We start from the raw sequence: 23,751 nt of genomic DNA, 5'->3' as shown, positions 1-23,751 counted from the left end.
TTTTTAAATATTTAAATTCAAATCGGACACATTATGAGTCAAGTTGACAATGCTGTGGTTTCCGCACATCTCTCCCATGTGCGTATTGTCATGGTTAATACTACCTTGCCAGCCAATATTGGTAGCGCATTACGTGCAATGAAAACCATGGGCCTATCCAAGCTGGTACTGGTCGCGCCCAAAACCTATCCGCATCCGGATATTGATGCCTTGGCCGCAGGTGCAGCCGATCTGATTGAACAGATTGAAATTGTACCCACTGTAGAAGAAGCGATTAAAGATTGCCATCTGGTCTTTGGAACCAGTGCGCGTAGCCGTACCATTCCCTGGCCTTTACTGGATGCCCGACCTGCGGCAGAAAAATCATTACAAGCGGTAGTACAAGACAAACAGGAAATTGCGGTGATTTTTGGCCGTGAAGACCGTGGCTTGACCAATGAAGAATTAGCCCTGGCCAATTATCACGTCACTATTCCAGTCAATAACGATTACGGCGTACTCAATGTTGCGCAAGCCATTCAGGTGATTTGCTATGAAATGCGCATGGCAGCAATGGCGTTGACTGAGCAGAAGGAAGATCCTGAAGCAACAATGCACGTGACTGACAGTATTGACATGCAATGGGACGAACCGTTGGTCACCCATGAGCAAATGGAACAGTTTTACCCGCATATTGAAAAAATGCTGGCTGAAATTGAATTTATGGACCCGAAAAACCCACGATTATTGCCTTTACGCTTGCGCCGATTATTTGGACGTATACAATTAGATCGTATGGAATATCATTTACTTCGTGGCATATTCAGCCGTGTACAGGCGTTAAATAACGGTACATGGAAAAAATCTACAGACAAAACAACCGATTCTTCAGAGGATCAATCTAATGCTTAAGCAGCTCAAAGAAGATATACAAGCTGTATTCGCGCGCGATCCTGCAGCACGAAACACTTTAGAAGTTCTTACCACTTATCCTGGCATACACGCGCTGATTATGCACCGTGTTGCTCATGAACTTTGGCAAAAAGAGTGTAAAGGCTCGGCTCGCCTGCTGTCTTCTTTTAGCCGCTTTGCCACAGGCATTGAAATTCACCCGGGTGCGAAAATTGGCCGCCGTTTCTTTATCGATCATGGTATGGGCGTAGTGATTGGCGAAACTGCCGAGATTGGTGATGATGTCACCCTGTATCACGGCGTAACGCTAGGTGGCACCACCTGGAATAAAGGCAAGCGCCATCCGACTTTGGAAGATGGCGTGGTCGTGGGTGCCGGGGCAAAAATTCTCGGCCCATTTACTGTAGGTAAAAATGCAAAGGTCGGTTCAAATGCCGTGGTGACCAAAGCCGTTCCACCGAATACCACAGCTGTCGGTAATCCGGCGCGCTTTATTACCAAAGACCAGCCTAAAGATGCAGAAGAAGCGCGTCGTCGTGATTATGCAGAAAGTATTGGTTTCCAGCCTTATGCAGCAACACCGGATCAGTCCGACCCGATTCTGGATGGCATGCGTATTTTATTGGATCGTATCCAACTTAATGAAAAACGCATGAATACTTTATGCCAGCGTTTATCTTTGCTTGATCCGACTTTTAAAAAACAGCAGCAAAATGAACAGCCCTTCAGTGTTGAAGAACTTAAAATCATTGAAGATGTGCGCCGCGAATGTGAAGCACAAAGCAGTCAATCTAAAGCTTAACCAGTTGATCTGAATCTTAACAAGCGCTTACTTGTATGTTCCTGAACATTTTTTTAGACTGAGGAACATACTGACTGACCAATTTTAAAATTAAATGAATGGATGATCCATATGACTCTTAAGCCTTTGGCATGTACCTTAATTGCTGTTTCTTTACTTTCGGGGTGTAGCTCGACACCAACAAAAGATAAAAATTCGAATTCCCCTATTGTTTTCACTGAACCTGAATTGACCGCTCCGTTCTATGCATTGAATCCATTTAACTATGATGCGCCTCCTCCATTTGAAATTGCATTACAAAAAGCTGCTGCACAGCCTGTAACAAAAATGGAGGTGACCTCACCAAGTGATCCGTCGAAAAAAGTAACCCTTGATGTCAACAAGCTGATCATTCCTACAGTAAACACCAATCAACGTAATGTAAAATATGCTGTTATTGCCGGTGATAATGAATTTGATATCACTGAAATTGATGACTTCTTGCAGTTGGTAGAAGGCAAGGCACGTCATTACCCGCCTCGTTTCACTGAACGTCAGGAACGTAAAGGCTTTGAAGCTAAACTCAAACAAGTGACTCAGCAGCTGGATACCCTGGCTTCTAAAGACAATGCATCTTTTGATGTGTTGATCCGTGCATTTAAAGCCAGCGTAATGGCCCGTAACTTGGACTTGGGTTCAGTCTATACCACCAAATCTTTAACCTATGCACAGCGCATTTTAAGAATCAACACTAATGATGCCGAAGCAAACTTCTGGTTTGGTTTTGGTTTATCTGAAGGTGGTGGTCAACGTGAAGCCATTCCTTATTTAGATAAAGCCATGAAAGCGGGTGTGCAGGAAGCTTATCTTTGTGCGGCAAATAACTACATTGCCATGGAACAAAAGAAAAATGCAATTCAGGTGCTGAAAAATTACAAAGTGAAATATCCGCAGGAAGCTGAAGTTGCTGACCGTTTAATTACTGAAATTGAAAAACAAGGTCGCTGGAATGTATGGCAAGTGCTTAATCCAGCTAAAGCCCCTTAATTTTTAAATCTTAAATGAGCATTTCAAATAGGCCGTTCAGTACGGCCTATTTTTATGTGCATGAATTGAAAATTAGAAGAATTATCGTATGATGAAGAAAAATTCAAACAATACTTAGTTGACAATCTTTATGCCAAAACAAATATATAAAGTTTTATTTGCTTCGCTGCTGAGTAGTTACCTGCTTACAGGTTGTCAAATTGTCAGTGTTAAAAGCCAAGCCATCAATGTCTCGATTGCCAATGAACGTGACAGTATTCTGACCCGCAATAAATTGAGTGAAGCCAGCTTGAATGTCCTGTCTATGACCGGTCGTGAAGCTAAAATTTGCTCCGATCAACCCGACCAGTGTATTCAGGAACTGCAACAAATTCCGCAAATTCAGGATGAACAACTGCTCTCTACAGCAAGTGAAATCTATTTAGCCAAAGCCTTAACCTTCGAAAAATCAACCGATTGTAAAGTCGGCATATTAAGCAGCACCCGCTCTGAAGAAAAACAAAAACTGCAGCAAGACACCTATGAGCAATGTTTAGATCAGCAACTGTATATGCTGGATCGAAGCATTCGCTATAGCTATGCCTATATGTTTAAAACCAAACGTGAACCCCAAGGCCGTATTTTTGATAACCGGCAGGTTCAGATTCGTGACTTTTATAATTTAGCCCTGGCCAAACTGGTTTCAGCCTATGGCTTACGCTACAAACCCACGACTGTAGAACCGCAAATTAAAGTCGGTAAAAGCATTTACAGCATTAACTTCGATTACTATCCTCAATTAAAAGATCAAAAAATTGAACAATTGCTTTCCAGTTATAATCTGAACTTTTCAGGTTTACGTTCGATCACCCGCCGCGATGGTTTTGGTTCAGAATTTGTTTTAGTTTTACCGCAAGTCAAAGAGGATATCGGTGAATCTAAACATCCCTATATTATTGACCCGATAAATTTTAGTTACAAAAATGGCATCAATCCGAATATTCATCAAGCGCGCTATCTGGCAGCCACACTGACTGCACAGCCCAAGTCGGCAACCAATGTCAAAGATATTTTAAATAATGCAGAGTTTGAACTCAAAGCCTTTGACCCTTATAAATACGAACAGGTCAATGTAGGCGGCAAAAACTACCCATTGGCTGCCAACTTCTCTACCCCGTATGGCTTATGGCTGGCGCAAAACAATCTGGGCAAAGCAGCTTATTTGACCCTGATCAATCGTGATGAACATCTCACCATGCCGCATTTATACATGCTAGAACCGTATAACCCGAATAAAAAAGTGATTGTACTGGTGCATGGTCTGGCCAGTAGCCCGGAAGCCTGGATTCGTCTGACCAACGATATTATGGGGGATACGGTACTGCGGGAAAACTTTCAGGTCTGGCAAGTGTTTTATTCGACCAATATGCCGATTATTGAAAGCCGCTTTCAGATTTATGCCCTGCTCACTCAAGCCTTTGCCCAGGTCGATGCCAATGCACCAGCCAAAAAAGATGCAGTACTGGTTGGACATAGTATGGGCGGCATTATCGCCCGTCTTTTGGTCAGTGATGCCGATACCACCAAAAAAGCATTATCGATGATGAATAATCGCCAGTTAAATAAATATCAAAAATTACCGATCATTTCGCAACGTTTGGTGATGAAGGATATTCCTAATTTCTCTCGTGCCATTTTTCTCGCAAGCCCACACAAAGGAACTGATTACGCCGATCGCTGGTTTACCAGGGCAGCACGTAAAATCATCCGCATTCCTGGCGCATTTCTCTCTGCAATTAGCGATAGCATACAAAGTCAGGATCTGGATTTTAAAGACTTGTTGCAGCAGATTGATCATGGTCTCATCCAAAATGGCCCCAGTGATTTAAGTCACCAATCCAAATTCATGGAACTCACCAAAGATATTCAGCCACGTAAAGGCTTGGTGTTCCACTCCATTATGGGCAATGTGACTACAAGCGATGATCCCAATATCATTACTGATGATGTGGTGCCCTATAGAAGCGCGCATTTAGATGGTGCTGCTTCGGAAAAAATCATCAAGGGTGGCCATTCGATTCAGGAAACGCCAGAAGCGGTTTTGGAACTGCGTCGAATATTACGACTACATTTGACCAAACTCAGTTTGCATCAACCTTAATGTCCATTGAAACCTCAGTAAAAGATCGACTGGCAAAGTCAGGCAAAGTGAACTTTGCTGGTCGATCGGCTCAGAATGAACAGATTGAATCGTTGCCACTCATCTTTGCTTCACGCTAAAACATTTTTGGTTTGCTTTTGCATCACAGCAGAGTTGCTGTTTTTCTATTTTTTACCCATTTACTGCAAAGCATTTTTCGAAATTCCTGCAAATTTGATAAGATATCTGGGCAGATGAGACTCAGTTTTTTCCTAGATCGGGTTGGCTTGAAAATGACAACAATAGCAGCGCCAAAGTCTAGGATTTAACTGGCAGAGATTTATGCATAAATTTGAAATTGGTGAGACAGCCAAGTTTTAACGATTTAAATGTATTCAAATATTTAAGGATTTTACCTCAATGAGTTACCCGGAAATCATGGCTGATTTTTCCAATTTAACGCCTATGATGCAGCAGTACATGAGCGTCAAAATGCAGCATCCACATTCACTGATGTTTTATCGTATGGGTGACTTCTATGAACTGTTTTTTGACGATGCCCACAAAGCAGCCAAATTATTGGGGATTACCTTAACTCATCGTGGCAAGGCCAATGGTGAACCGATTCCCATGGCAGGCGTTCCCTATCATGCAGCCGAAGGCTATTTGGCCCGTCTGGTCAAAAAAGGCGAAACGGTCGTTATTTGTGAACAGCTGGGTGAGGTTACCGGTAAAGGTCCGGTTGAACGCGGTGTAGTCCGTATCATTACTCCGGGCACCCTGACCGATGATGCGCTGTTAAACAGTTATCAATCTTCCAATCTGGTTGCACTGTGCCTACAGCAAGGCCAAATTGGTATTGCACTGCTGGATTTGAGTGCGGGTATTTTTAAAGTCCAGCAACAGGAGTTCCAGCACGAGCAGCTGGCCATTGAGCTTTCCCGCTTAATGCCAAGTGAAATTGTGGTCGATGAAGACATTGTTGACCCCAATATTATCGAGCAAATTAAAAAACAGCTCGACTGCCCTGTAACCCGCCGTCCCAATGTCGATTTCAACCTGAACAATGCGCAAAAAACTTTATGTGACCAGTTTGCGGTAGCTACTCTTTCCGGTTTTGGTATTGATCATTTACCGCTTGCCAAAGCCGCTGCAGCAGCATTGATTCATTATGCCAAAGAAACCCAGAAGACTGCACTGCCGCATATCCGTTCCATTCAACTGGAACAAAGCAGTGACTTTATTGCTTTAGATCCGGTCACAAGGCGTAATCTGGAACTGGTGGAACCATTGTTTGATCATGGCACCTCTTTATTCCAGCTCATTAATGACTGCCAGACCGCAATGGGTGGCCGTCTGCTCAGCCGTACCCTGATGCAGCCTTTACGCGACACCAAAATACTGGATGCCCGTCTGGATGCCATTGCCGCCATGCTGAATGGCTATCATGAGTCTCCTGTTCGTCTGGTCCTGAAAGAGATTAGTGATATTGAACGTGTATTGAGTCGTGTGGCTTTAGGCAGTGCGCGTCCGCGTGATCTGGTACAACTGCGTCAAGCCTGTGCGCAAATTCCGTTCTTACGTCATGCCCTTCAGCCGATGACACAAGCCAAGCAATCTGATCTAATTCAGCAATTGAATGATGAACTGGGTGATTTTCATGGCTTACATCAACGCCTGATGTCTGCCATTGTCGAAAATCCTCCGGTATTACTGCGTGATGGCAACGTCATTGCAGAAGGCTTTGACAGCGAACTGGATGAGCTGCGTAAAATCCGTGATCATGCCGGCCAGTTCCTGATCGACCTTGAAACTCAAGAGCGTGCCAACACCGGCATTTCAACCCTAAAAATTGGCTATAATCGTGTCAGTGGCTACTATATTGAACTGACCCGTGCTCAGGCGGATCAGGCACCGGATCATTATATCCGTCGCCAGACTTTAAAAAATGCTGAACGCTATATCACCCCAGAACTGAAATCTTTTGAAGATAAAGTTCTGTCGAGCGAATCACGTGCCCTGGCGCGTGAAAAAATGCTGTTTGAAATGCTGCTGGATGAATTACGTCAAGACATTGGCAATTTACAAATGATGAGTAGCGCGATTGCGCAGATTGACATGCTGGCCAATTTTGCCCATCAGGCCCGTTTGCGTAACTGGTCACGTCCAGAATACAGCCCTGAAATTGGGGTCAAAATTGTTGCCGGCCGACATCCTGTGGTTGAAGCCTTAAGCAAGACAGCCTTTACTCCGAATGATACCACTTTAGATTACAACCACCGTATGGCCATTGTGACCGGGCCGAATATGGGTGGTAAATCGACCTTTATGCGCCAAACTGCATTGATCAGTCTACTCGCCTACTGTGGTGCTTACGTACCGGCCAAATCGGCAGTATTAGGCCCAATTGATCGCGTCTTTACTCGTATTGGTTCAGCAGATGACTTATCTACCGGCAAATCGACCTTTATGGTGGAAATGACGGAAACTTCACAGATTCTACATCATGCCACCAACCAGTCCTTGGTGTTGATGGATGAAGTCGGACGCGGTACCAGTACTTACGATGGTCTATCTTTGGCTTGGGCCTGTGTGATTGACCTGAGCAAGCGCATTAAATGCCTGTGCTTATTTGCCACCCATTATTTTGAACTCACCGAACTGGGTAAAGAGTCAGGAATTGATAACTACCATGTTACTGCCAAAGAACTGAACGGTAATTTAATTTTGCTGCACAAGGTTCAGCATGGTCCTGCCAGTCAAAGTCATGGCTTGCAGGTGGCCAAACTGGCCGGTATTCCAGCCAGCGTGATTAAAGAGGCGCAAAACCGGTTGAAGATTTTGGAAAAGCAGCAACATCAGCAACTCAATAAAGCCGTACAAAATGATTTATTTAGTGTGGTTGATGAACCTGCTATTGAAATCATTGAACGTGTGGTGGAAATTGAAAAAGATGTGCCTGCACTGAATCTGTTAAGATCGCTAGATGTAGACAGCCTTTCTCCTCGGGAAGCCTTGCAACAGATTTATGCATTAAAAGATGCATTAGAAAGCTAATCAAAATTTGCACCAAAAAAGACTTCTAAATAGAAGTCTTTTTCATTTACTACAATTATTTAATGAAATATGCAATTTTTATCAAAATTAACAGCGCTATATATAACAAATATCAATAAAAGCAATTGTTAGTTAGCAGCATTTTTGCCTAAAATACTGCAAGAGTAATTAGAACCATATTTTTTAGGTAGCTGTCGCCATGACCTTTGTTGTCACTGAAAATTGTATTAAATGTAAATACCAAGACTGCGTAGAAGTTTGTCCGGTAGATTGTTTCTACGAAGGTCCAAATTTCCTCGTAATTAATCCTGATGAATGTATTGACTGTGCATTATGCGAACCTGAATGCCCGGCTAATGCTATTTTCTCGGAAGATGAGTTACCTGAAGGTCAAGAAGTCTTTATTGAACTTAATGCTGATCTTTCACAAAAATGGCCAAATATCACTCAAATTGGCGATCAGCCTGCTGACCGTGAAGAATGGAATGGTAAAGCTGACAAGTTACAGTATTTGGAAAAATAATACTGTACTTGGACTTGAAAAAAGATCAGCCTATGCTGATCTTTTTTTATACTGAAAAAATACATTTGATTGCAATATTTTCAAATTTTATCCGTCAAATTAGATTAAAATAGCTCGTGTTTATAAATATTTGATTTCTATAATGAAGCATGTTTTAAAGGGATTACTGGGCCTGACCCTAATCCCACTTGTCATGATTGGATGTAGCACATCTCCTCATAAACAAGGGCAAACACCCGATGGGAAACGGATCTTCATACCCCAAGAACGCATTAGCCTGGAACGCCAAATTCCCCCTAAAACAGTGCCTTATGTTTATAATTCATGGATAGCAATAGGTGATAATTTACATCGTGTACGTGAATATGAAATTTTTCTGGAACGTAATGGGGTGGGTAATATTATCCCGAGTTTTGAATTATTGCGTACCGCTCGTGACTGGCAAAAATGCGGCCGTCCCCAATATATGATTCCAAATCGTGAATTGTGGAACAATCAGATTGCGACATTACGTGTCTTTAAATACCTGGTTGCTGCCAAAGTGCTTACTGACTTTGAAGTGACCTCCGTTTACCGGGATTTGCCACTTAACCAATGTGCGGGTGGTGCAAATTCGTCACGCCACTTATTTAATTCGGCGATCGATTTCCGTATTGGGCCTGAAGTGCCCCAAGCAGAAGATTATGCATTTATTGAAAATAGCAAATTTAAATTATGTCAATTCTGGGTGCAGTACGGACAAAGCCTGAATATGGGGCTGGGCTTGTATGCTTCTGGTCAAATCCATATTGACACTCAAGGTTACCGTACCTGGGGTCCAGACCACTCACGCCACAGCTCGATGTGTAATTTTTAAAATCGTGTATTGTGGAAAAAAAGAGATCCTACTGATCTCTTTTTTATTGCCCTATTTTCAATAAATCAAAACGATAAATTGCACTCTGAATGGAAAGGTTTAAAATGCATGCATCGCAACACAGGTGACAAAACTATGCAACAAATGTGGACAGAGATTGATGCTTACATCGATTCACATTTAATTCCAGAAGACCCCATTCTGCAACAGACATTAAAAAACACCGAAGATAAAGGTTTTCCAGATCACCTTGCCGTCGCGCCCAATCAGGGCATGCTGCTGCAAATGCTTATTCAAATGAACAAGTGCAAGCGTGTGCTTGAATTGGGTACTTTTGCTGCCTACAGTACCATGTGGCTTGCGCGTGCCCTGCCTGAGGATGGTTATATCCTGACCATTGAAGGTCGTGATACCCATGCAGCCTTGGGTCAGGAAAATATCGATAATGCCAAACTTCCGCAGACCATTGATCTTAAAGTTGGCCGTGCCGCAGATGTATTAAAGGCATTACCTGACGATTTTGAACCTTTTGACTTTGTGTTTATTGATGCCGACAAACAGAGTTATCCTGAGTATTTGGAACTTAGCTTAAACCTGTCACATTCAGGGACCATTATTGTACTGGATAATGTAATTCGCGCTGGTGATATCATTAACCCCGACAATCACAAACCAAGTATTGAAGGTATTCGTGATATGTTTGCCGCCATGCAAGACCATCCTCGAATTCTGTCCTGTACCGCCTTACAAACAGTTGGAAGCAAAGGACATGATGGCTTTGCTATCGCCATAGTGAAATAATATGACACAAAGGTTAAAAAACAATCTTTTTGTTTTTTTATTTATTTATTAGCTATTTACAAATACTGTCCATATAGTTATCCACAAGTTATGCGGATAACTATGACCAATTATTAAGCGTATTTGTAAAGTATTGATAATACTTATTTCACCACCAATAACGGTACGCTTGAATTTCGGAATATACTGGTTGCCACGCTACCCAAAAAGAATTGGCGAATTTTACTGTGACTAAATGCACCGAGTAATATCAGTTGTATCCCATGTTCGCTTTGATATTCAAGTATATTTTCCGAAACATCACCATAACGGTATTCAGTCACCACATCAAGGCCAGCATCACGTAAATACTGTGAAGGCTCATTCAGTATTTCCGGATGATCACCGACATATAGCAGATGGCATTGCAATAATTTTAATAAATCACTTTGCGCTACACGTTTCATCAAATTGACACAGGTCGGTGAATATTCATAGGCAAAAATAAATCGGGTTGGTGGCTTAAACTGTTCTCCAACTGTCATGATTGTACATTTTGCACCACGAATAAAATTTTCGACATTACTGCCGATCGGCCTGTTTCGTTCCGCAGAGCGCTCCCCGACTCGGCCAATAATGGCTATGTCATCTTCTTTAAGCACATGAAAGCTTTGTTCTAAAAAATCGCCTTTTTCTTGCAGATGCGAGGCACTAATCTGATATTTTTGCTGAATCATTTCAGAAATGTGATTTAAAAGATTATTACTGTAATCCAGTGCCAGTTCACTTTGTTTTTGTTCAAGTTCTGCCAGTTCTTTCAGTAACATTGCATTACTTTCAAAACCAATTACCCCACTGATTTCACCCAAATGATAACTGGCTGGGTAATAGTCTAAAACCTGTAATAATACCAATTCACGTTGTGTCTGCTTCGCAACCCATGCCGCAGCTTCAGCAACTGCATTTACACATGGAGAAGAATCAATACAAGCGATTACACGTTTCATTTTCGCCTCGCTTTTCGCCCATACAGGCTGTAAGTCTAATTGTTATTTTTAACTTAGCATATCTCTTTGTCACTGTGCATGCTTTTATGTAATTAAACTTACTCGCTGATTCATATTCATTTTATTGAAATTTTTTAATCCCGATGACGAATAAATATTGCAGGATTGCCCACAACAATAGTTGCCTTTTCAACATTTTTGGTAACCATGCTATTCATGCCGACAATGGCATGAGCATCAATCTTTACACCATCTTTAACTCCAACATGCGCCCCTAACCAGACATCCTGCCCCACTTCGATGCCTTGCGAACGTACCGGTTGCTGGTAAATGGGCTGCTGCAGTTCCATACCATGGTCAAAGGCATACAGATGGCAGTATGCGGCCATACGGACCTGATCATGCAGCTTAATCCCTGCTCTACCACCATCCAGAATACAGTGATGGTTGATTGCGACTTCATTGCCAATTTCTAAAGGCCCATGTAGCGTGCAATCTGCGGCAATGAAAGTATTATCGCCAATGCTAATCTTGCGACCCGGCTCGGCAAAAATATGGGCCAATGGTGAAATAAAACAGTTTTCACCAATCTCGACTGTTTCCATTTCCATTAAATAAGCCTGATATTCCTTTTGCCATTCTTCCGCCCAGCCACGATTTTTCGGTTTTAATGACCAATATAACCAGGGCATATAATTCAAACGATGCTTATGCTGTTCGCGATATTTTAACAACGGGTCTTGCTCAGTCATGGTCTGGCTCTTCCACAATTTTAAGTTGTTCACGGCCGCGGGTTACATCCTGAATTTTCAGTGCAAAAGGCTGGATTTGATGGACTTGTAAAAGGGCTTCGACCTGTACACCTGTGGCAGTATATTGTTCCTGAAATTCGATATGTTGCTGGTTCAGCTCATATTGAAAAATAGCCCATTCATTAAACTGACAGGAAAAACTGACCTTTTTCTTTTCAATCAGTTCGATTTTTTCCGTCAGTAACAAGCACTGCCCTGCACAACCGCCATAGGCGCGCACCAGACCGCCTGTACCCAGTTTAATACCACCATACCAGCGGTTGACCAGAACGATGATATTGGTTAATTCATTGCCTTCAATCGTGGCCAGAATCGGTCTGCCTGCTGTACCTGATGGCTCACCAGCATCATTAAAACGGACATTGTGGCCTATTTTCCATGCCCAGCACTGATGTGTCGTGGTGATATCTTTATGCAGCTCTAAAAAGTCTTTTACTGCCTGTTCATTTTCTACAGGAGCAGCAATTGCCTGAAAATGACTTTTCTTAATGTCTTCTTCAAAAGTAACTGGGGATGCAATCGTAAATGGCATAAATCTGGAATAAATAACAACACAGCGGCAGTATAGCCTGTTTTCATCGACTTGCAGATACAAAAAAACCTTCTATAAAAGAAGGTTTCTTAAATTTAAAAAATATTTTAAGTTAAATGATACTGTAATTTATAAGATGAGATCATTCTGATTAAACTTTAATTAAACAGTAAAATCTTCACCCAAATAGACTTTACGTACAGTTTCATTTTCCAGTACGTCTTGCGGTGTGCCTTCCGCAATCACTGCACCTTCACTGACAATATATGCATGCTCACAAATCGCTAAAGTTTCACGTACATTATGATCGGTGATCAATACACCAATTCCACGGTCTTTCAGGTTACGAATAATATCCTTGATATCACCGACAGAAATTGGGTCGACCCCGGCAAAAGGTTCATCCAGTAACATAAACTTAGGATCGGCGGCCAAAGCACGGGCAATTTCAGCACGGCGTCGTTCACCACCCGACACACTCATTCCCAATGAATCTTTAATATGGCTGATTTTAAAGTCAGCCAGCAATTCATTTAAACGCTGCTGACGTTGCTGCTTGTTCAAATCCTTACGGGTTTCCAGAATCGCCATGATGTTTTCAGAAATCGTCAGTTTTCTAAAAATAGAAGCTTCTTGTGGTAAATAACCAATACCTTTACGGGCTCGTTCATGCATGGCCAAATCTGAGAGGTCGAGATCATCTAAATGAATCTCACCTTTGTCCATACGAACCAAACCCACCACCATATAGAAACTTGTGGTTTTACCTGCACCATTGGGACCAAGCAAGCCTACAATTTGCCCACTCTGCATCTGGAAAGACACATCCTTGACGACCCATCTTTTACTATAGTTTTTTGCAAGGTGCTTAATACAAAGCGTTTGAGGCTGGTTGAGTGATTGATCCATTAATCACGTGCTCCCGGGAAAGATTTTGAGCTTGATGGCGGAATAACAATTTGCACACGGCCTGAAGATGAGCCGGTATTGTTTGGTGTACCCGTTGCTTCTACATCACCTTTATTCATACTGTATTTCAAGGTATTACCGCGAATACTCGCCCCATCTTGCTGTAACCATGCACCGCCAGTCAAAGTGATGATACCGGTTTCGGCATTATATAAAATCTTTTGTGCCTGACCTTTGGCCAAGCCTTTATTGACATCGGTTTTTTGCTGGAAACGTGCAGGACCGCCACTCGCGATAATGGTGCTGATTTGTTTTTGACTGTTCAGATTTGCCACAATTGAATTGGCTTGCAACTTCATGGTGCCCTGTTCAATGATGACATTACCAGTATAAGTGGTCACACCTGTTTTTTCATTATAGGTGGCACGGTCAGCGACCAATGAAATGGGCTGATTCCGGTCAGAAGGAATGGCAAATGCCGCTGCCGACGAGAATACAACCAAACCGACTAAAGCTGCTTGCTTAAGCAAGGTTTTAGACAATGTAAGCTTAAGATTTTGGTTCATATTTTCCTCGAATATTAAAAAATTCGTATTGACCGTCATTTAAATTGGCTTTCAGACCTTGGCTTACGAATTCAGCTTGCGGAGATTGCACAATGACCTGTTTATCTGTTTCAATTTCCCGGGTTTCAGGATATCCGGTTAATTCTTGAGTCCGAAACTGCATTTGGCCTTGTTGCATCAGCTTGGTTGCCACTACATTCCCTGACAAAACCACGCGTTCATTATCATCATAGCTATTTGCAACTTTGGCATAAAAAGTCGCATCTACTGCGCCGTTCTTATACATTGAGGCATTGAGGTTGGTCAGTTTTGCCGTTTCTTTTTGCAAGTCCTGTTCCAGACGATCCACCTGGGCACGGACATGCAAATTACCGTTATCATCGGTTTGAGTCAGGTTAATTTTTTCAGCGGAATAAGTCATGCTTCTGGCTGAGTCAACCTCAAGCTTGTTACCCTTACCACTGTAATAGTAGTAACCACCACTTATAGCTGCAATTGCTATAGCAGTTACGTATAAAACTTTTGTATCCATAAGTGTGGTACTTAACTCAAATTCAATGGATTATTTAATAATTAATGTGGGACAGCGGTATATTTTTCAAGAAGCTCTTCATAAGCTCCTTTGGCCGTTAAAATCATGTCACAGATTTCACGCACCGCACCACGACCGCCCATGGCCTGTGTGACCAGATCTGCACGGCGTCGAACTTCTACATGACCATTCGGTACCGTCACTTTCATGCCTGCAATCGCAAATGCTGAAAGATCAGGCCAGTCATCGCCCATATACAAACAATCTTCTGGAGCAACATTTAATTGGGCACAGGCTTCACGTAATGCAACACCTTTATCTTCACGGCCCTGAAAAACCAGGTCGACACCAAGATCGGACATGCGCTTTTCCACAATATTACTTTTACGTCCAGTAATAATAATGACTTTCACACCTGCTTTCTGTACAAGTTTCATGCCCAAACCGTCACGAATATCAAAAGACTTGATTTCATCACCGGTATTGGTCAGGGTGACAAAACCATCACTCAGAATGCCGTCGACATCAAGAACCAAGGCTTCAACATGACGCGCCTGTTCCAATAAAATATAAGATGCCATTTATTAATTTACCCCGGCTTGAATCAAGTCATGCATGCTAATCACACCAATGACCTTATTTGCACTATCTACGACAACAAATTGATTGATTTTCTTTTCGTTCATTCGCTCTAAAGCTTCAACCGCACGAGCGTCTTGTGAAATGGTTAAAGGATTTTTAGTCATGACTTCAGCAACAGCCAAGTTCACATCAAAACCCTGCTGCTTATCAATTAGGCGACGTAAATCTCCATCGGTAAAAATACCCAATAGAACGTCATTTTGATCCACAATTGTGGTTAAACCTAGGCGTTTATTTGAAATTTCGTATAGAACCTGATTCATTGGTGTATCTGGAGATACTTTTGGCAATTCTGTGCCTGTATGCATAAGGTGTTTGACATGTAGCAACAAACGTTTGCCCAAAGCACCAGCGGGATGAGACAAAGCAAAATCATCGGCAGTAAAGCCACGTGCATCAAGCAAGGCAACCGCCAAGGCATCGCCTAAAGCCAAAGTTGCAGTGGTACTTGAGGTCGGTGCCAGACCCAGTGGACATGCTTCCTGGATATTCCCCAAGGTTAAAGCCACATCCGCATTTTGCGGCATCGGGCCTTTGTCATGCCCACTAATGGTGATTAAAGGAATTTCCAAGCGTTTGATTAAGGGCATGAGCATCATAATTTCGTCGCTCTTGCCCGAATTTGAAATAGCGATTAACACATCACCAGGAACCAGCATGCCCAGGTCGCCATGTCCCGCTTCACCTGGGTGCATAAAGAATGATGGCGTACCTGTAGAGGCAAAGGTTGCTGCCATTTTACGGCCAATATGCCCTGACTTTCCCATACCGGTAATGACTAAACGCCCTCGGCACTGCAAAATAATTTCGCAGGCACGACTAAAACGTTCATCAATTTGCGTCGCCAATATTTCTAGCGCTTGTTCTTCTATACGCAAAGTTTCTAATGCGACTTTTTGAAAGTCTATTTGATTTGGCATATTTGGTGGGTTCAAAGTAGGTTTACCTTAACTCTATATAGAGTTGACTCAGTCTAGCAAAAAATAATTTTCGCAATTTTATCATATCTATGCAAATGGCACGTTTTAATATGTATAAGATTTCATGAATTGTGCAGAAATTATGGTTTGTGGATAAAAAGAATATATCCCTATTCTTCTCATTTCACATAAATTGGAATGATTGCTGATTCAATTTTTATCCCCTAATCTTTTTAAGTCATTATTTTAATTTAAGCGGAGTATAGCATTGCACCTCCCACAAACTGAGAATGTCCACCTTTTGATGTTTCCACAGAACGATCCTGCTAAAAAAATCCTGCATTTTTTCGTTTTAACTTTATGAAAAAAAATGCTTAGGTTAAGATGAGCCATCTTTTGGTAGAAACAATTTGAAGACCTATGCAACCTTTTGTTCTATATAACTCAGAGCAACGTAAAAAAGTAGAATTCGTACCTCGTAAAGAAGGTCATATCGACATGTATGTCTGCGGTATGACCGTGTATGACTACTGTCATATTGGTCATGCTCGAGTTATGGTTGCATTTGACTACATTATCCGTTTCCTGCGCAGTCAGGGCTGGAATGTAAAATACGTACGTAATATCACCGATATTGATGACAAAATCATCAAACGTGCCAATGAAAATGGCGAAAGCATTACTGCATTGACCGATCGTTTTATCAAAGCCATGAACGAAGATGCGGAAAATTTAGGTTGTTTGCATCCAGATGAAGCTCCTCGTGCGACGGATTATATTGACCAGATGCAAAACATGATTGGCAACTTGGTCAATAACGGCACGGCTTATCCATCTGCAAATGGCGATGTTTATTTTGAAGTAGAAAAATTTGCCAAATATGGCCGACTTTCTGGCCGTAAGCTTGAAGATATGCAGGCTGGCGCCTCTGAACGCGTTGATGTTGAAGTAGAAAAGAAACATCCCTTTGACTTTGTACTGTGGAAACATGCCAAGAAAAACGAACCTTCTTGGGCTTCGCCTTGGGGCAATGGCCGTCCGGGCTGGCATATTGAATGTTCAGCCATGTCGACCTGCTGCCTAGGCAACCATTTTGATATTCACGGTGGCGGTTCAGATTTAACTTTCCCGCATCATGAAAATGAAATTGCGCAATCGGAAGCCTCAACTGGTGAACAGTATGTCAATTACTGGATGCACGTCGGCTTTATTAATGTTGATGGCGAAAAAATGTCGAAGTCTTTAGGTAACTTCTTCACCATTCGTGATGTAATGGATAAGTTCCATCCTGAAGTGATCCGTTTCTTTATTGTTTCTTCGCATTACCGCAGCCCTGTTAACTTCTCTGACACCGCTTTAAAAGAAGCAAAAAATACCCTTTCCCGTTTCTATCATTCATTTAAAGCTTATCAACAAGCTTATGGTGAAAAAACGGTAGATAGTTTAGATGATGCTTTAGTTGAGCGTTTTAATGCAGCCATGCGTGATGATTTCAATACCGCTGAAGCTATTGCTGTGCTGTTTGAAATTAACAAAGAATTGAACCGTGCCGTGAAAGATGAAAATGCCGAACAGGCTGCAGTGTATTATTCTACTTTACGTCACTTGACCAATATTTTAGGTTTGGCACAGCACAATGTAGATGATTTCTTGAAGTCGGATATTGGTCAGGAAGCATTAGGCTTGTCAGAACAACAGATTGAAGATTTGATTCAGCAACGTAAAGATGCAAAAAAAGCCAAGGAATTTGCTAAAGCCGATGAAATTCGCCAGTCTTTGCTCGATCAAGGTGTAGTTCTGGAAGATACGCGTCAAGGAACAATTTGGCGTCGTGCTGATTAATTAAACATTTGGAAGCATAAAGAGTTGACAGTTGAATTAAACTCTCTATAATTCACTTCCATATTGCGGGAATAGCTCAGTTGGTAGAGCATAACCTTGCCAAGGTTGGGGTCGGGAGTTCGAGTCTCCTTTCCCGCTCCAGAATACGAAAAAGCCCTTATCATTGATAAGGGCTTTTTTTATAACAAGATTTTATCATTGATTTTTTTAGGTAATTTGAGCCTCCAAGGAAGCTCAACTTAAAAATATAAAAATAGGTTTGATGTTTAGTATTATAAATCAAAAAATAATTTTCAGATTTAATAAATATTTTAGTGAATTCATATGATTAATATTTTGCTGAATTAAGTATAAAAGATACATTTTTATCCTTTTCCCTCCCCTCATTCCAGCTATGTTAATCTTTGAACAGATAATGAATCTTGAAACAAGAGGATAGCATCATGGGTTACCAGCACATCTTAGTTTCTGTGGATGATTCCCCTATCTCTCTCGCTGCAGCTGACCAAGCAATGATGTTGGCTAAAGCCATGGGAAGTAAAGTGACTATAGTCAGTATTGTGGTTATCGATCCTTTAACCAGTGTCAGTTTTTATAAAAATGTACCTGGAGTCACAGATTATTTTATGGAGGCCCAAGCCCATGCTAAAAATATATTGGCTGAGCTAGCTGTCAGATTTTCTGAAGCAGGCATTACAGCAGAAACTAAACTTTTAGCCAAACAATCACCGAGTGAAGGCATTGCTGAACTTGCCGATGAATTAAATGCTGATTTAATTGTAGTCGGCTCGCATGGGCGTACAGGTTTGAAAAAGACTTTTATTGGCAGTATCGCACAAGACATTCTGACGGCAAGTCATGTTCCTGTACTTGTGGTCAAACACACCCATTCATAGTTTTTAATCCTGAATTAACCCACATCATGTGGGTTAATTTATTTATAGTGATTTAACATTTATAAAAATAAAAGCCAGAGTAATATCACCAAAATGACAATACTATTACGACCATAAACCAATACACATCATCATGCTTGAAGCATAAACTTTGCGCACATCTTTTTTATAGATATGCAAAGAGTAAAACATGTCACAACAAGATTATGAAAATGGATTAAAAGTTCGTACTGAAGTTATGGGCGAGACTTTTGTAAAACGTGCACAGGACAATACTGTGGCCTTTACTCAACCGTTACAAGACTGGATTAACGAACATGCCTGGGGTTCAACCTGGCAACGTGAAGGTGTTCTCCCGCGTAAATATCGTTCACTAATCACCATTGCTTTTTTAACTGCCCAAAAAAGCCCAACCGAACTTAAAGGGCATGTCCGTGGTGCACTCAATAACGGTGCAACTGTAGAAGAAATTCAGGAAGTATTATTACACAGCTTGCCATACTGTGGCGCACCCGCTACCCAGGAAGCTTTCCGTGCTGCACTCGAAGTCATTAATGAATATCAAAAACCTGAATAGGCGTGTTTTAGTTTTTTTTGCTTGATTTTTATAGAAATAGCTTAAGTATTTTATGATTCAGTCTGGTTAGACTATTCTAAACTTAGGCTATTTCATTTTTAATAGCCTGAGTCATTTAGACACATCCATCTGAACGTTTTATTGAGGCTGCAATTTCCCTTGACTGAGCTGCAAAGTTTCAGCCTGTAAATATTCCAGTTCTTCTTTATGATGGGTGACATAGATCATCGGCACGTCTAGCTCATCTTTCATCCGTTTTAAAAAAGGTAAAATCTGCTGTTTTAACTGGCTATCTAGTCCGGTAAGCGGCTCATCCAGCAGCAATAGATTTGGTGAAGATAACAGTGCCCGACCAATTGAAACCCGCTGTGCTTCCCCACCCGAAAGTTGATGGGCTTTACGTTGAATCAAGGCCTTCAGATCAAGCAACTCGACAATTTCATCAAACTGGAATTTTCGTTCCGATGCAGCCAGCATTTTTTCTGCATAGCACAAATTCTGTTTTACATTCAGATGCGGAAATAGCAAAGCCTGTTGAAAAATTAAAGCGATTTTACGTTGATGCATCGGCACCTGAATATTCTGCCGGGTATCGACCAGAATATGCTGATTAAACTGGATATAACCCTGAGTAGGCTTTAATAATCCCACAATATTTTTTAACAAAGTGCTCTTGCCACAACCCGAAGCACCAACAATGCCTAAAAGTGACTGCTGCATCTCCAGTTCAATATTCAACAGGCAATTATCTTGTTGATATTGAAAATTACATTTCAACATTTCAGACTCCCAATTTGCGTTGATATTTTTGCAGAATAAAGTAATTGGCAATCAAAGCGCTAAAAGCCAAAATGAGTGATAAAGCCACCAAGCGCATTGCCATATCTTCACCATTGGATTGTTGCAGCAAGGAATAAATCGCGATGGGAATGGTGCGGGTTTCATCCGGAATATTGCCCACAAAAGTAATGGTGGCACCAAATTCTCCCAGGCTGCGGCTAAAACATAAAATGCTGCCAATCAGGATACCGGGAATAGCCAGCGGCAAATTAATACTGAAAAATACTCTCCACGGCGCCGCTCCCAGTGAACCGGCAATCTGTTCCAGTTGCTGGTTCATCAGCTGAAATGAAAGCCGAATCGGTTGCACCATCAGGGGAAATGCCACAATCATCGATGCCAAAACCGCGCCTTTCCAGTTAAAGGCCAGCTGTATGCCCAGTGTGTGCAGATATTTTCCAATGATGCCCTGATTGCCAAATAGCACCAGCAGTAAATAGCCCAGCACCACAGGAGGGAGTACCATCGGTAACTGTAAAAATGCTTCAACCAGAAACTTAAGCCGAAATTCATGCCGTGCCAATATCCACGCCAATCCGATAGCAAAAGGCAAGCAAAACAAGGTCGCAAAACTTGCCACTTTGGCTGATAAATAAAGTGCACTCAGTTCTTCCGGACTTAACATCTTTCAGCCATTTCCCCCGTGATCTGCCTAAGATTTCAGGCTAAAACCATATTTTTTAAATACTACTTTGGCTTGAGCACTTTTTTCCACAAACTGTTCAAACTGCGCTGCCTCTTTATTTTTTTCGCCCTGCTTGGTTAAAGCCAGTGGATACGCAATCCGGCTATGTGAGTTTGCCGGAAAAGTACCGATGATTTTTACTTTCTGGCTGATCAAGGCATCGGTTTTATAGACGATCCCCACCTCACATTCACCTCGCTCAACAAAAGCCAAGGCTGAACGGACATCATCCGTTCCGACAATCCGACCCTTTAAATGATCCAGCCAGTTCAGCTGAATCAGGCTCTGTTTGGCATATTTACCCGCAGGCACAGATTCCATTTGTCCTGTACAAAGATGCCCTTTAAATGCTTGGGCAAACTTAAAATTGGGCTGTGGCTTAAATGCAATGTTTAAATTTTTTGGACTGATGGCCACCAGTTGGTTAAACAATACGGACTTGGCTCTGTTTTGATGAATGATCTGCTTTTTGATCAAATAATTCATCCAGTCCTGATCGGCCGAGAAAAATACATCACTGCTCGCCCCAGCCTGCACCTGTTTGGCCAAAGCTGAGGATGCACCAAATACAGGTACGATTTTAGTTTGAGGATGTTTGGCCTGGTAAATATGGGCAATATCGGTCATGGCATCGCTCAGACTGGCCGCAGCATAAAGTTTCACTGTTCCAGCATGGGTTGCAAAAAATATAGATGCAAAACAAACTGATAAAAACAGAAAATTTTTCATGTGCATTTTCCTCATTAGTGAATAAATAAGCCTTGAACGATATCCCCTTCAGCCAAACTTTTCCCTGCGGGAATCCGTACCAGACAATTGGCCTGCATTAAATTGCTCAGCATATGCGACTGCTGTTTGGACAGACTTTTCACTTTTAAAACTGACTGATCAAAACTGGCGGACATTCTTAAAAAACGTTCTCTGCTGTCCATTTTTAAATCATGGGTGAGTACTGCACTAAACCAGTTTGGCTGCTGCTTTTGTCCCTGTAAGGCACTTAATAAAGTTGCCGTATAAATTTGCATGCCTACATAGACTGCTGCGGGATTGCCCGGTAGTCCCAATAAATAGCAACGTGTGCAGTCATCTCGGGTTAATTCTGCAAAGAACATCGGCTTGCCCGGTTTCTGTTTCACTTTCCAGAACAGCTGTTCAAAGCCTAAATCCAGTGCTACCGGTCGAATAAAATCATAATCTCCAACCGATACTCCGCCGGTGGTTAAAATCAGGTCATGACTTGCCGATAATTCCTGAATGAGTGCCTGAACCGCATCTTCCGTATCTGCCACATGGAATATTTCGACCTGTTGTCCTGCATTTTGAAACCATGCTTCAATCAAAGGCCCATTGGCATCAAAAATTTTTCCTGCTGTAAAGTCAGCTACACTTTCTGCAACCTCATCTCCAGTAATCACCACCGCAACTTTAGGATATTTAAAAACTTCAACACTTTGAATGCCGGCCATACTTAGGGATGCAATGGCACCTACAGAAAGTAACTGCCCCCTGTTGGCCAGCAGTTGCCCGATAGAAATTTCTTCACCCACATCACGAATGTCGGCATTGGCTTTTAAGTTTTCCGTTATTTCAATTTTGCCTGAATCGATGAGCTTGACAATTTCCTGGCGCGCCACCGTGGTGGTTCCAAACGGAATTTTGGCACCGGTAAAAATCCGCACCGCCTGCCCGGCTTGGAGTTGCAGCTCATCCTGTTGTCCGGCCCGAATTTCACCGATCAGTTTAAATTCGCTACGCGGCTCAATTGCAGATTGGGCACACAGCGCATAGCCATCTACGGCACTTTGCGAAAATAAGGGCAGATTGATGGCAGCATACACATCTTGCGCTAAATAACGGTTTAGCGCTCGATTTACGCCAAGACTTTCCGTGGCGAGGCTCTGGGGCTTCTGCAAAATTAAATTCAAGGCCTGATCTACCGTAATCAGACCAGGCTCTGCTCCGCACCCAGACATTAGGCTATTCATTGATAGCCACCTTGATGTGGAATATTTTTTTGCACATCAAATAAATGCACCAATGCAGGCAGCACTGCAATTAAGGATTCTTTGGCACCTTGGCGACTTCCCGGCAAGGTCATCACCAGACTGTTCTCGATATATCCGGCCACACCGCGACTTAAGGCAGCATAAGGCGTACGTTTTTGCCCAAAACTGCGTGAGGCTTCCATCAGCCCGGGAATCTCCCGTTTTAATAAGGGCTGGATGGTTTCCACGGTTAAATCTTTCGGCCCCAGCCCTGTACCACCCACAGTTAAAATCAGCGGATAGTCATTTTTTTGCTGTTCGATCAGTGCCAGTAACTGTTCAGGGCTATCCGGAATCACTTGGTATGCAATCTGGCCAAAATTGGCTTCCTGTAAAATTTCCAATACATTTTTCCCTGCCGTATCCGGTTTTTTGCCTGCGGCCACGGTATCCGACAGCACAATGATAGACGCAGGCAAAGCTTCTTTTAAAGCACGGGTAAAATGGGATTTGCCACCTTTTTTCTTTTGTAACTTAACCTGATCCAGACATAGGTCTTCCGGTTCACAATGAGGTTTCAGCATGTCATACAGCGTTAACCCAGCCAGGCTGACTGCGGTTAAAGCCTCCATTTCCACACCCGTTGGACCAATGGTTTCTACGGTAGCAATAATTTCGACATGCGCATCAAACAGTTCATATTCCACATCGGCACGGTAAATCGGTAATGGATGACATAGCGGAATCAGTTCATCGGTACGTTTGGCCGCTAAAATTCCCGCAATCCGTGCGGTTTTCAGTGCATCGCCTTTTTCGGTATTGCCATTACGTAACAACTCAATGCAATGTGGTGGGGCATGCAGAATCCCAGTGGCTACTGCAGTACGATAACTCTCTGCTTTCATCCCGACATTTTTCATTGCATATTTCCTTTAAATATTGCTGTTGACTG

At 42.2% G+C, this 23,751-nt stretch carries 24 protein-coding genes and 1 tRNA gene; 12 read left to right on the top strand and 13 right to left on the bottom strand.

The features are described from left to right. The first annotated feature begins 33 nt into the window (after nt 1-33). The 8 genes from WAE57_RS05580 (at nt 34) to WAE57_RS05545 (ending at nt 10,075) form a co-directional block, all read left to right on the top strand. Nucleotides 34-891 (top strand): RNA methyltransferase, encoded by an 858-nt coding sequence (locus WAE57_RS05580; protein ID WP_337709001.1) that lies wholly within the window; start codon nt 34-36, stop codon nt 889-891. Continuing rightward, the gene (cysE, locus tag WAE57_RS05575; RefSeq protein ID WP_086197918.1) at nt 884-1,693 is read left to right on the top strand and encodes a serine O-acetyltransferase; all 810 of its coding nucleotides are present in this window, start codon (nt 884-886) and stop codon (nt 1,691-1,693) included. Before WAE57_RS05580 ends, cysE begins: the two co-directional genes overlap by 8 nt. 111 nt (nt 1,694-1,804) lie before the next feature. Next, a complete protein-coding gene (locus WAE57_RS05570; RefSeq protein ID WP_337708997.1) occupies nt 1,805-2,719 on the top strand; it encodes a hypothetical protein in 915 nt (304 codons plus the stop codon). Nucleotides 2,720-2,849: 130 nt separating this feature from the next. After that, nucleotides 2,850-4,859 carry an alpha/beta hydrolase gene (locus WAE57_RS05565; RefSeq protein WP_337708995.1) on the top strand — a complete coding sequence of 670 codons (2,010 nt, stop codon included), beginning with the start codon at nt 2,850-2,852 and terminating at the stop codon, nt 4,857-4,859. A 399-nt stretch (nt 4,860-5,258) separates the two neighbouring features. Continuing rightward, nucleotides 5,259-7,895 carry a DNA mismatch repair protein MutS gene (gene mutS / locus WAE57_RS05560; protein ID WP_237786501.1) on the top strand — a complete coding sequence of 879 codons (2,637 nt, stop codon included), beginning with the start codon at nt 5,259-5,261 and terminating at the stop codon, nt 7,893-7,895. Nucleotides 7,896-8,094: 199 nt separating this feature from the next. Further along, on the top strand, nt 8,095-8,418 hold the full coding sequence (gene fdxA / locus WAE57_RS05555; protein ID WP_004279936.1) for a ferredoxin FdxA: 324 nt from the start codon (nt 8,095-8,097) through the stop codon (nt 8,416-8,418). 142 nt (nt 8,419-8,560) lie between these two features. Continuing rightward, entirely contained in the window at nt 8,561-9,274 is a 714-nt protein-coding gene (locus tag WAE57_RS05550) for a D-Ala-D-Ala carboxypeptidase family metallohydrolase (RefSeq protein WP_337708986.1), read from the top strand. A 135-nt stretch (nt 9,275-9,409) separates the two neighbouring features. Next, nucleotides 9,410-10,075, top strand: a complete 666-nt coding sequence (locus tag WAE57_RS05545; RefSeq protein WP_337709286.1) for an O-methyltransferase — start codon at nt 9,410-9,412, stop codon at nt 10,073-10,075. Nucleotides 10,076-10,218: 143 nt separating this feature from the next. Here the strand turns inward: WAE57_RS05545 and WAE57_RS05540 are convergent, their stop codons facing one another. The 8 genes from WAE57_RS05540 to WAE57_RS05505 form a co-directional block, all read right to left on the bottom strand. Further along, nucleotides 10,219-11,061 carry a universal stress protein gene (locus WAE57_RS05540; protein ID WP_337708984.1) on the bottom strand — a complete coding sequence of 281 codons (843 nt, stop codon included), beginning with the start codon at nt 11,059-11,061 and terminating at the stop codon, nt 10,219-10,221. A gap of 134 nt (nt 11,062-11,195) precedes the next feature. Further along, nucleotides 11,196-11,813, bottom strand: coding sequence for an acyltransferase (locus WAE57_RS05535; protein WP_337708982.1), 618 nt, complete (start codon nt 11,811-11,813; stop codon nt 11,196-11,198). After that, the gene (locus WAE57_RS05530) at nt 11,806-12,405 is read right to left on the bottom strand and encodes a YigZ family protein (protein ID WP_337708980.1); all 600 of its coding nucleotides are present in this window, start codon (nt 12,403-12,405) and stop codon (nt 11,806-11,808) included. Before WAE57_RS05530 ends, WAE57_RS05535 begins: the two co-directional genes overlap by 8 nt. A 162-nt stretch (nt 12,406-12,567) precedes the next feature. Continuing rightward, a complete protein-coding gene (lptB, locus tag WAE57_RS05525) occupies nt 12,568-13,314 on the bottom strand; it encodes an LPS export ABC transporter ATP-binding protein (RefSeq protein ID WP_086174343.1) in 747 nt (248 codons plus the stop codon). Beyond that, a complete protein-coding gene (gene lptA, locus WAE57_RS05520) occupies nt 13,314-13,880 on the bottom strand; it encodes a lipopolysaccharide transport periplasmic protein LptA (RefSeq protein WP_237786506.1) in 567 nt (188 codons plus the stop codon). Before lptA ends, lptB begins: the two co-directional genes overlap by 1 nt. Then, nucleotides 13,864-14,412, bottom strand: coding sequence for an LPS export ABC transporter periplasmic protein LptC (gene lptC / locus WAE57_RS05515; RefSeq protein WP_337708977.1), 549 nt, complete (start codon nt 14,410-14,412; stop codon nt 13,864-13,866). The genes lptA and lptC overlap by 17 nt, the downstream gene beginning before the upstream one ends. Nucleotides 14,413-14,453: 41 nt before the next feature. After that, entirely contained in the window at nt 14,454-14,993 is a 540-nt protein-coding gene (locus tag WAE57_RS05510) for an HAD-IIIA family hydrolase (protein ID WP_086174346.1), read from the bottom strand. A gap of 3 nt (nt 14,994-14,996) precedes the next feature. Further along, complete coding sequence (locus WAE57_RS05505) at nt 14,997-15,974, bottom strand: KpsF/GutQ family sugar-phosphate isomerase (RefSeq protein ID WP_237786508.1); 978 nt, start codon at nt 15,972-15,974, stop codon at nt 14,997-14,999. A gap of 420 nt (nt 15,975-16,394) precedes the next feature. On the opposite strand from WAE57_RS05505, the gene cysS reads away from it, so the two are divergent. From cysS to WAE57_RS05485, 4 genes are all read left to right on the top strand, one after another. Continuing rightward, the gene (gene cysS, locus WAE57_RS05500) at nt 16,395-17,816 is read left to right on the top strand and encodes a cysteine--tRNA ligase (protein WP_337708971.1); all 1,422 of its coding nucleotides are present in this window, start codon (nt 16,395-16,397) and stop codon (nt 17,814-17,816) included. A 65-nt stretch (nt 17,817-17,881) separates the two neighbouring features. Continuing rightward, nucleotides 17,882-17,957: transfer RNA gene (locus WAE57_RS05495), tRNA-Gly, on the top strand. Nucleotides 17,958-18,259: 302 nt separating this feature from the next. Continuing rightward, a complete protein-coding gene (locus WAE57_RS05490; RefSeq protein ID WP_237786510.1) occupies nt 18,260-18,712 on the top strand; it encodes a universal stress protein in 453 nt (150 codons plus the stop codon). Between the two features lie 190 nt (nt 18,713-18,902). Continuing rightward, entirely contained in the window at nt 18,903-19,289 is a 387-nt protein-coding gene (locus tag WAE57_RS05485) for a carboxymuconolactone decarboxylase family protein (RefSeq protein ID WP_237786511.1), read from the top strand. Nucleotides 19,290-19,427: 138 nt separating this feature from the next. Here WAE57_RS05485 and WAE57_RS05480 read toward each other — a convergent pair whose 3' ends face one another. The 5 genes from WAE57_RS05480 to moaCB are packed head-to-tail and all read right to left on the bottom strand — an operon-like array spanning nt 19,428 to nt 23,719. Then, the gene (locus WAE57_RS05480; RefSeq protein WP_337708967.1) at nt 19,428-20,069 is read right to left on the bottom strand and encodes an ATP-binding cassette domain-containing protein; all 642 of its coding nucleotides are present in this window, start codon (nt 20,067-20,069) and stop codon (nt 19,428-19,430) included. Between the two features lies 1 nt (nt 20,070). After that, the gene (modB, locus tag WAE57_RS05475; protein WP_337708965.1) at nt 20,071-20,754 is read right to left on the bottom strand and encodes a molybdate ABC transporter permease subunit; all 684 of its coding nucleotides are present in this window, start codon (nt 20,752-20,754) and stop codon (nt 20,071-20,073) included. A 27-nt stretch (nt 20,755-20,781) separates the two neighbouring features. Beyond that, nucleotides 20,782-21,543 (bottom strand): molybdate ABC transporter substrate-binding protein, encoded by a 762-nt coding sequence (gene modA / locus WAE57_RS05470; RefSeq protein ID WP_337708964.1) that lies wholly within the window; start codon nt 21,541-21,543, stop codon nt 20,782-20,784. A gap of 14 nt (nt 21,544-21,557) precedes the next feature. Continuing rightward, nucleotides 21,558-22,799, bottom strand: coding sequence for a molybdopterin molybdotransferase MoeA (locus WAE57_RS05465; RefSeq protein WP_337708961.1), 1,242 nt, complete (start codon nt 22,797-22,799; stop codon nt 21,558-21,560). Next, nucleotides 22,796-23,719, bottom strand: a complete 924-nt coding sequence (gene moaCB, locus WAE57_RS05460) for a bifunctional molybdenum cofactor biosynthesis protein MoaC/MoaB (protein WP_337708959.1) — start codon at nt 23,717-23,719, stop codon at nt 22,796-22,798. Before moaCB ends, WAE57_RS05465 begins: the two co-directional genes overlap by 4 nt. Between the last annotated feature and the right edge of the window lie 32 nt (nt 23,720-23,751).

Source organism: Acinetobacter sp. NS-4 (assembly GCF_037402435.1).
In the GTDB taxonomy this organism is placed as follows: Bacteria; Pseudomonadota; Gammaproteobacteria; order Pseudomonadales; family Moraxellaceae; genus Acinetobacter.
The sequence above is the reverse complement of the archived record's forward strand: the minus strand, read 5'-3'. Positions and strand labels throughout refer to the sequence as shown.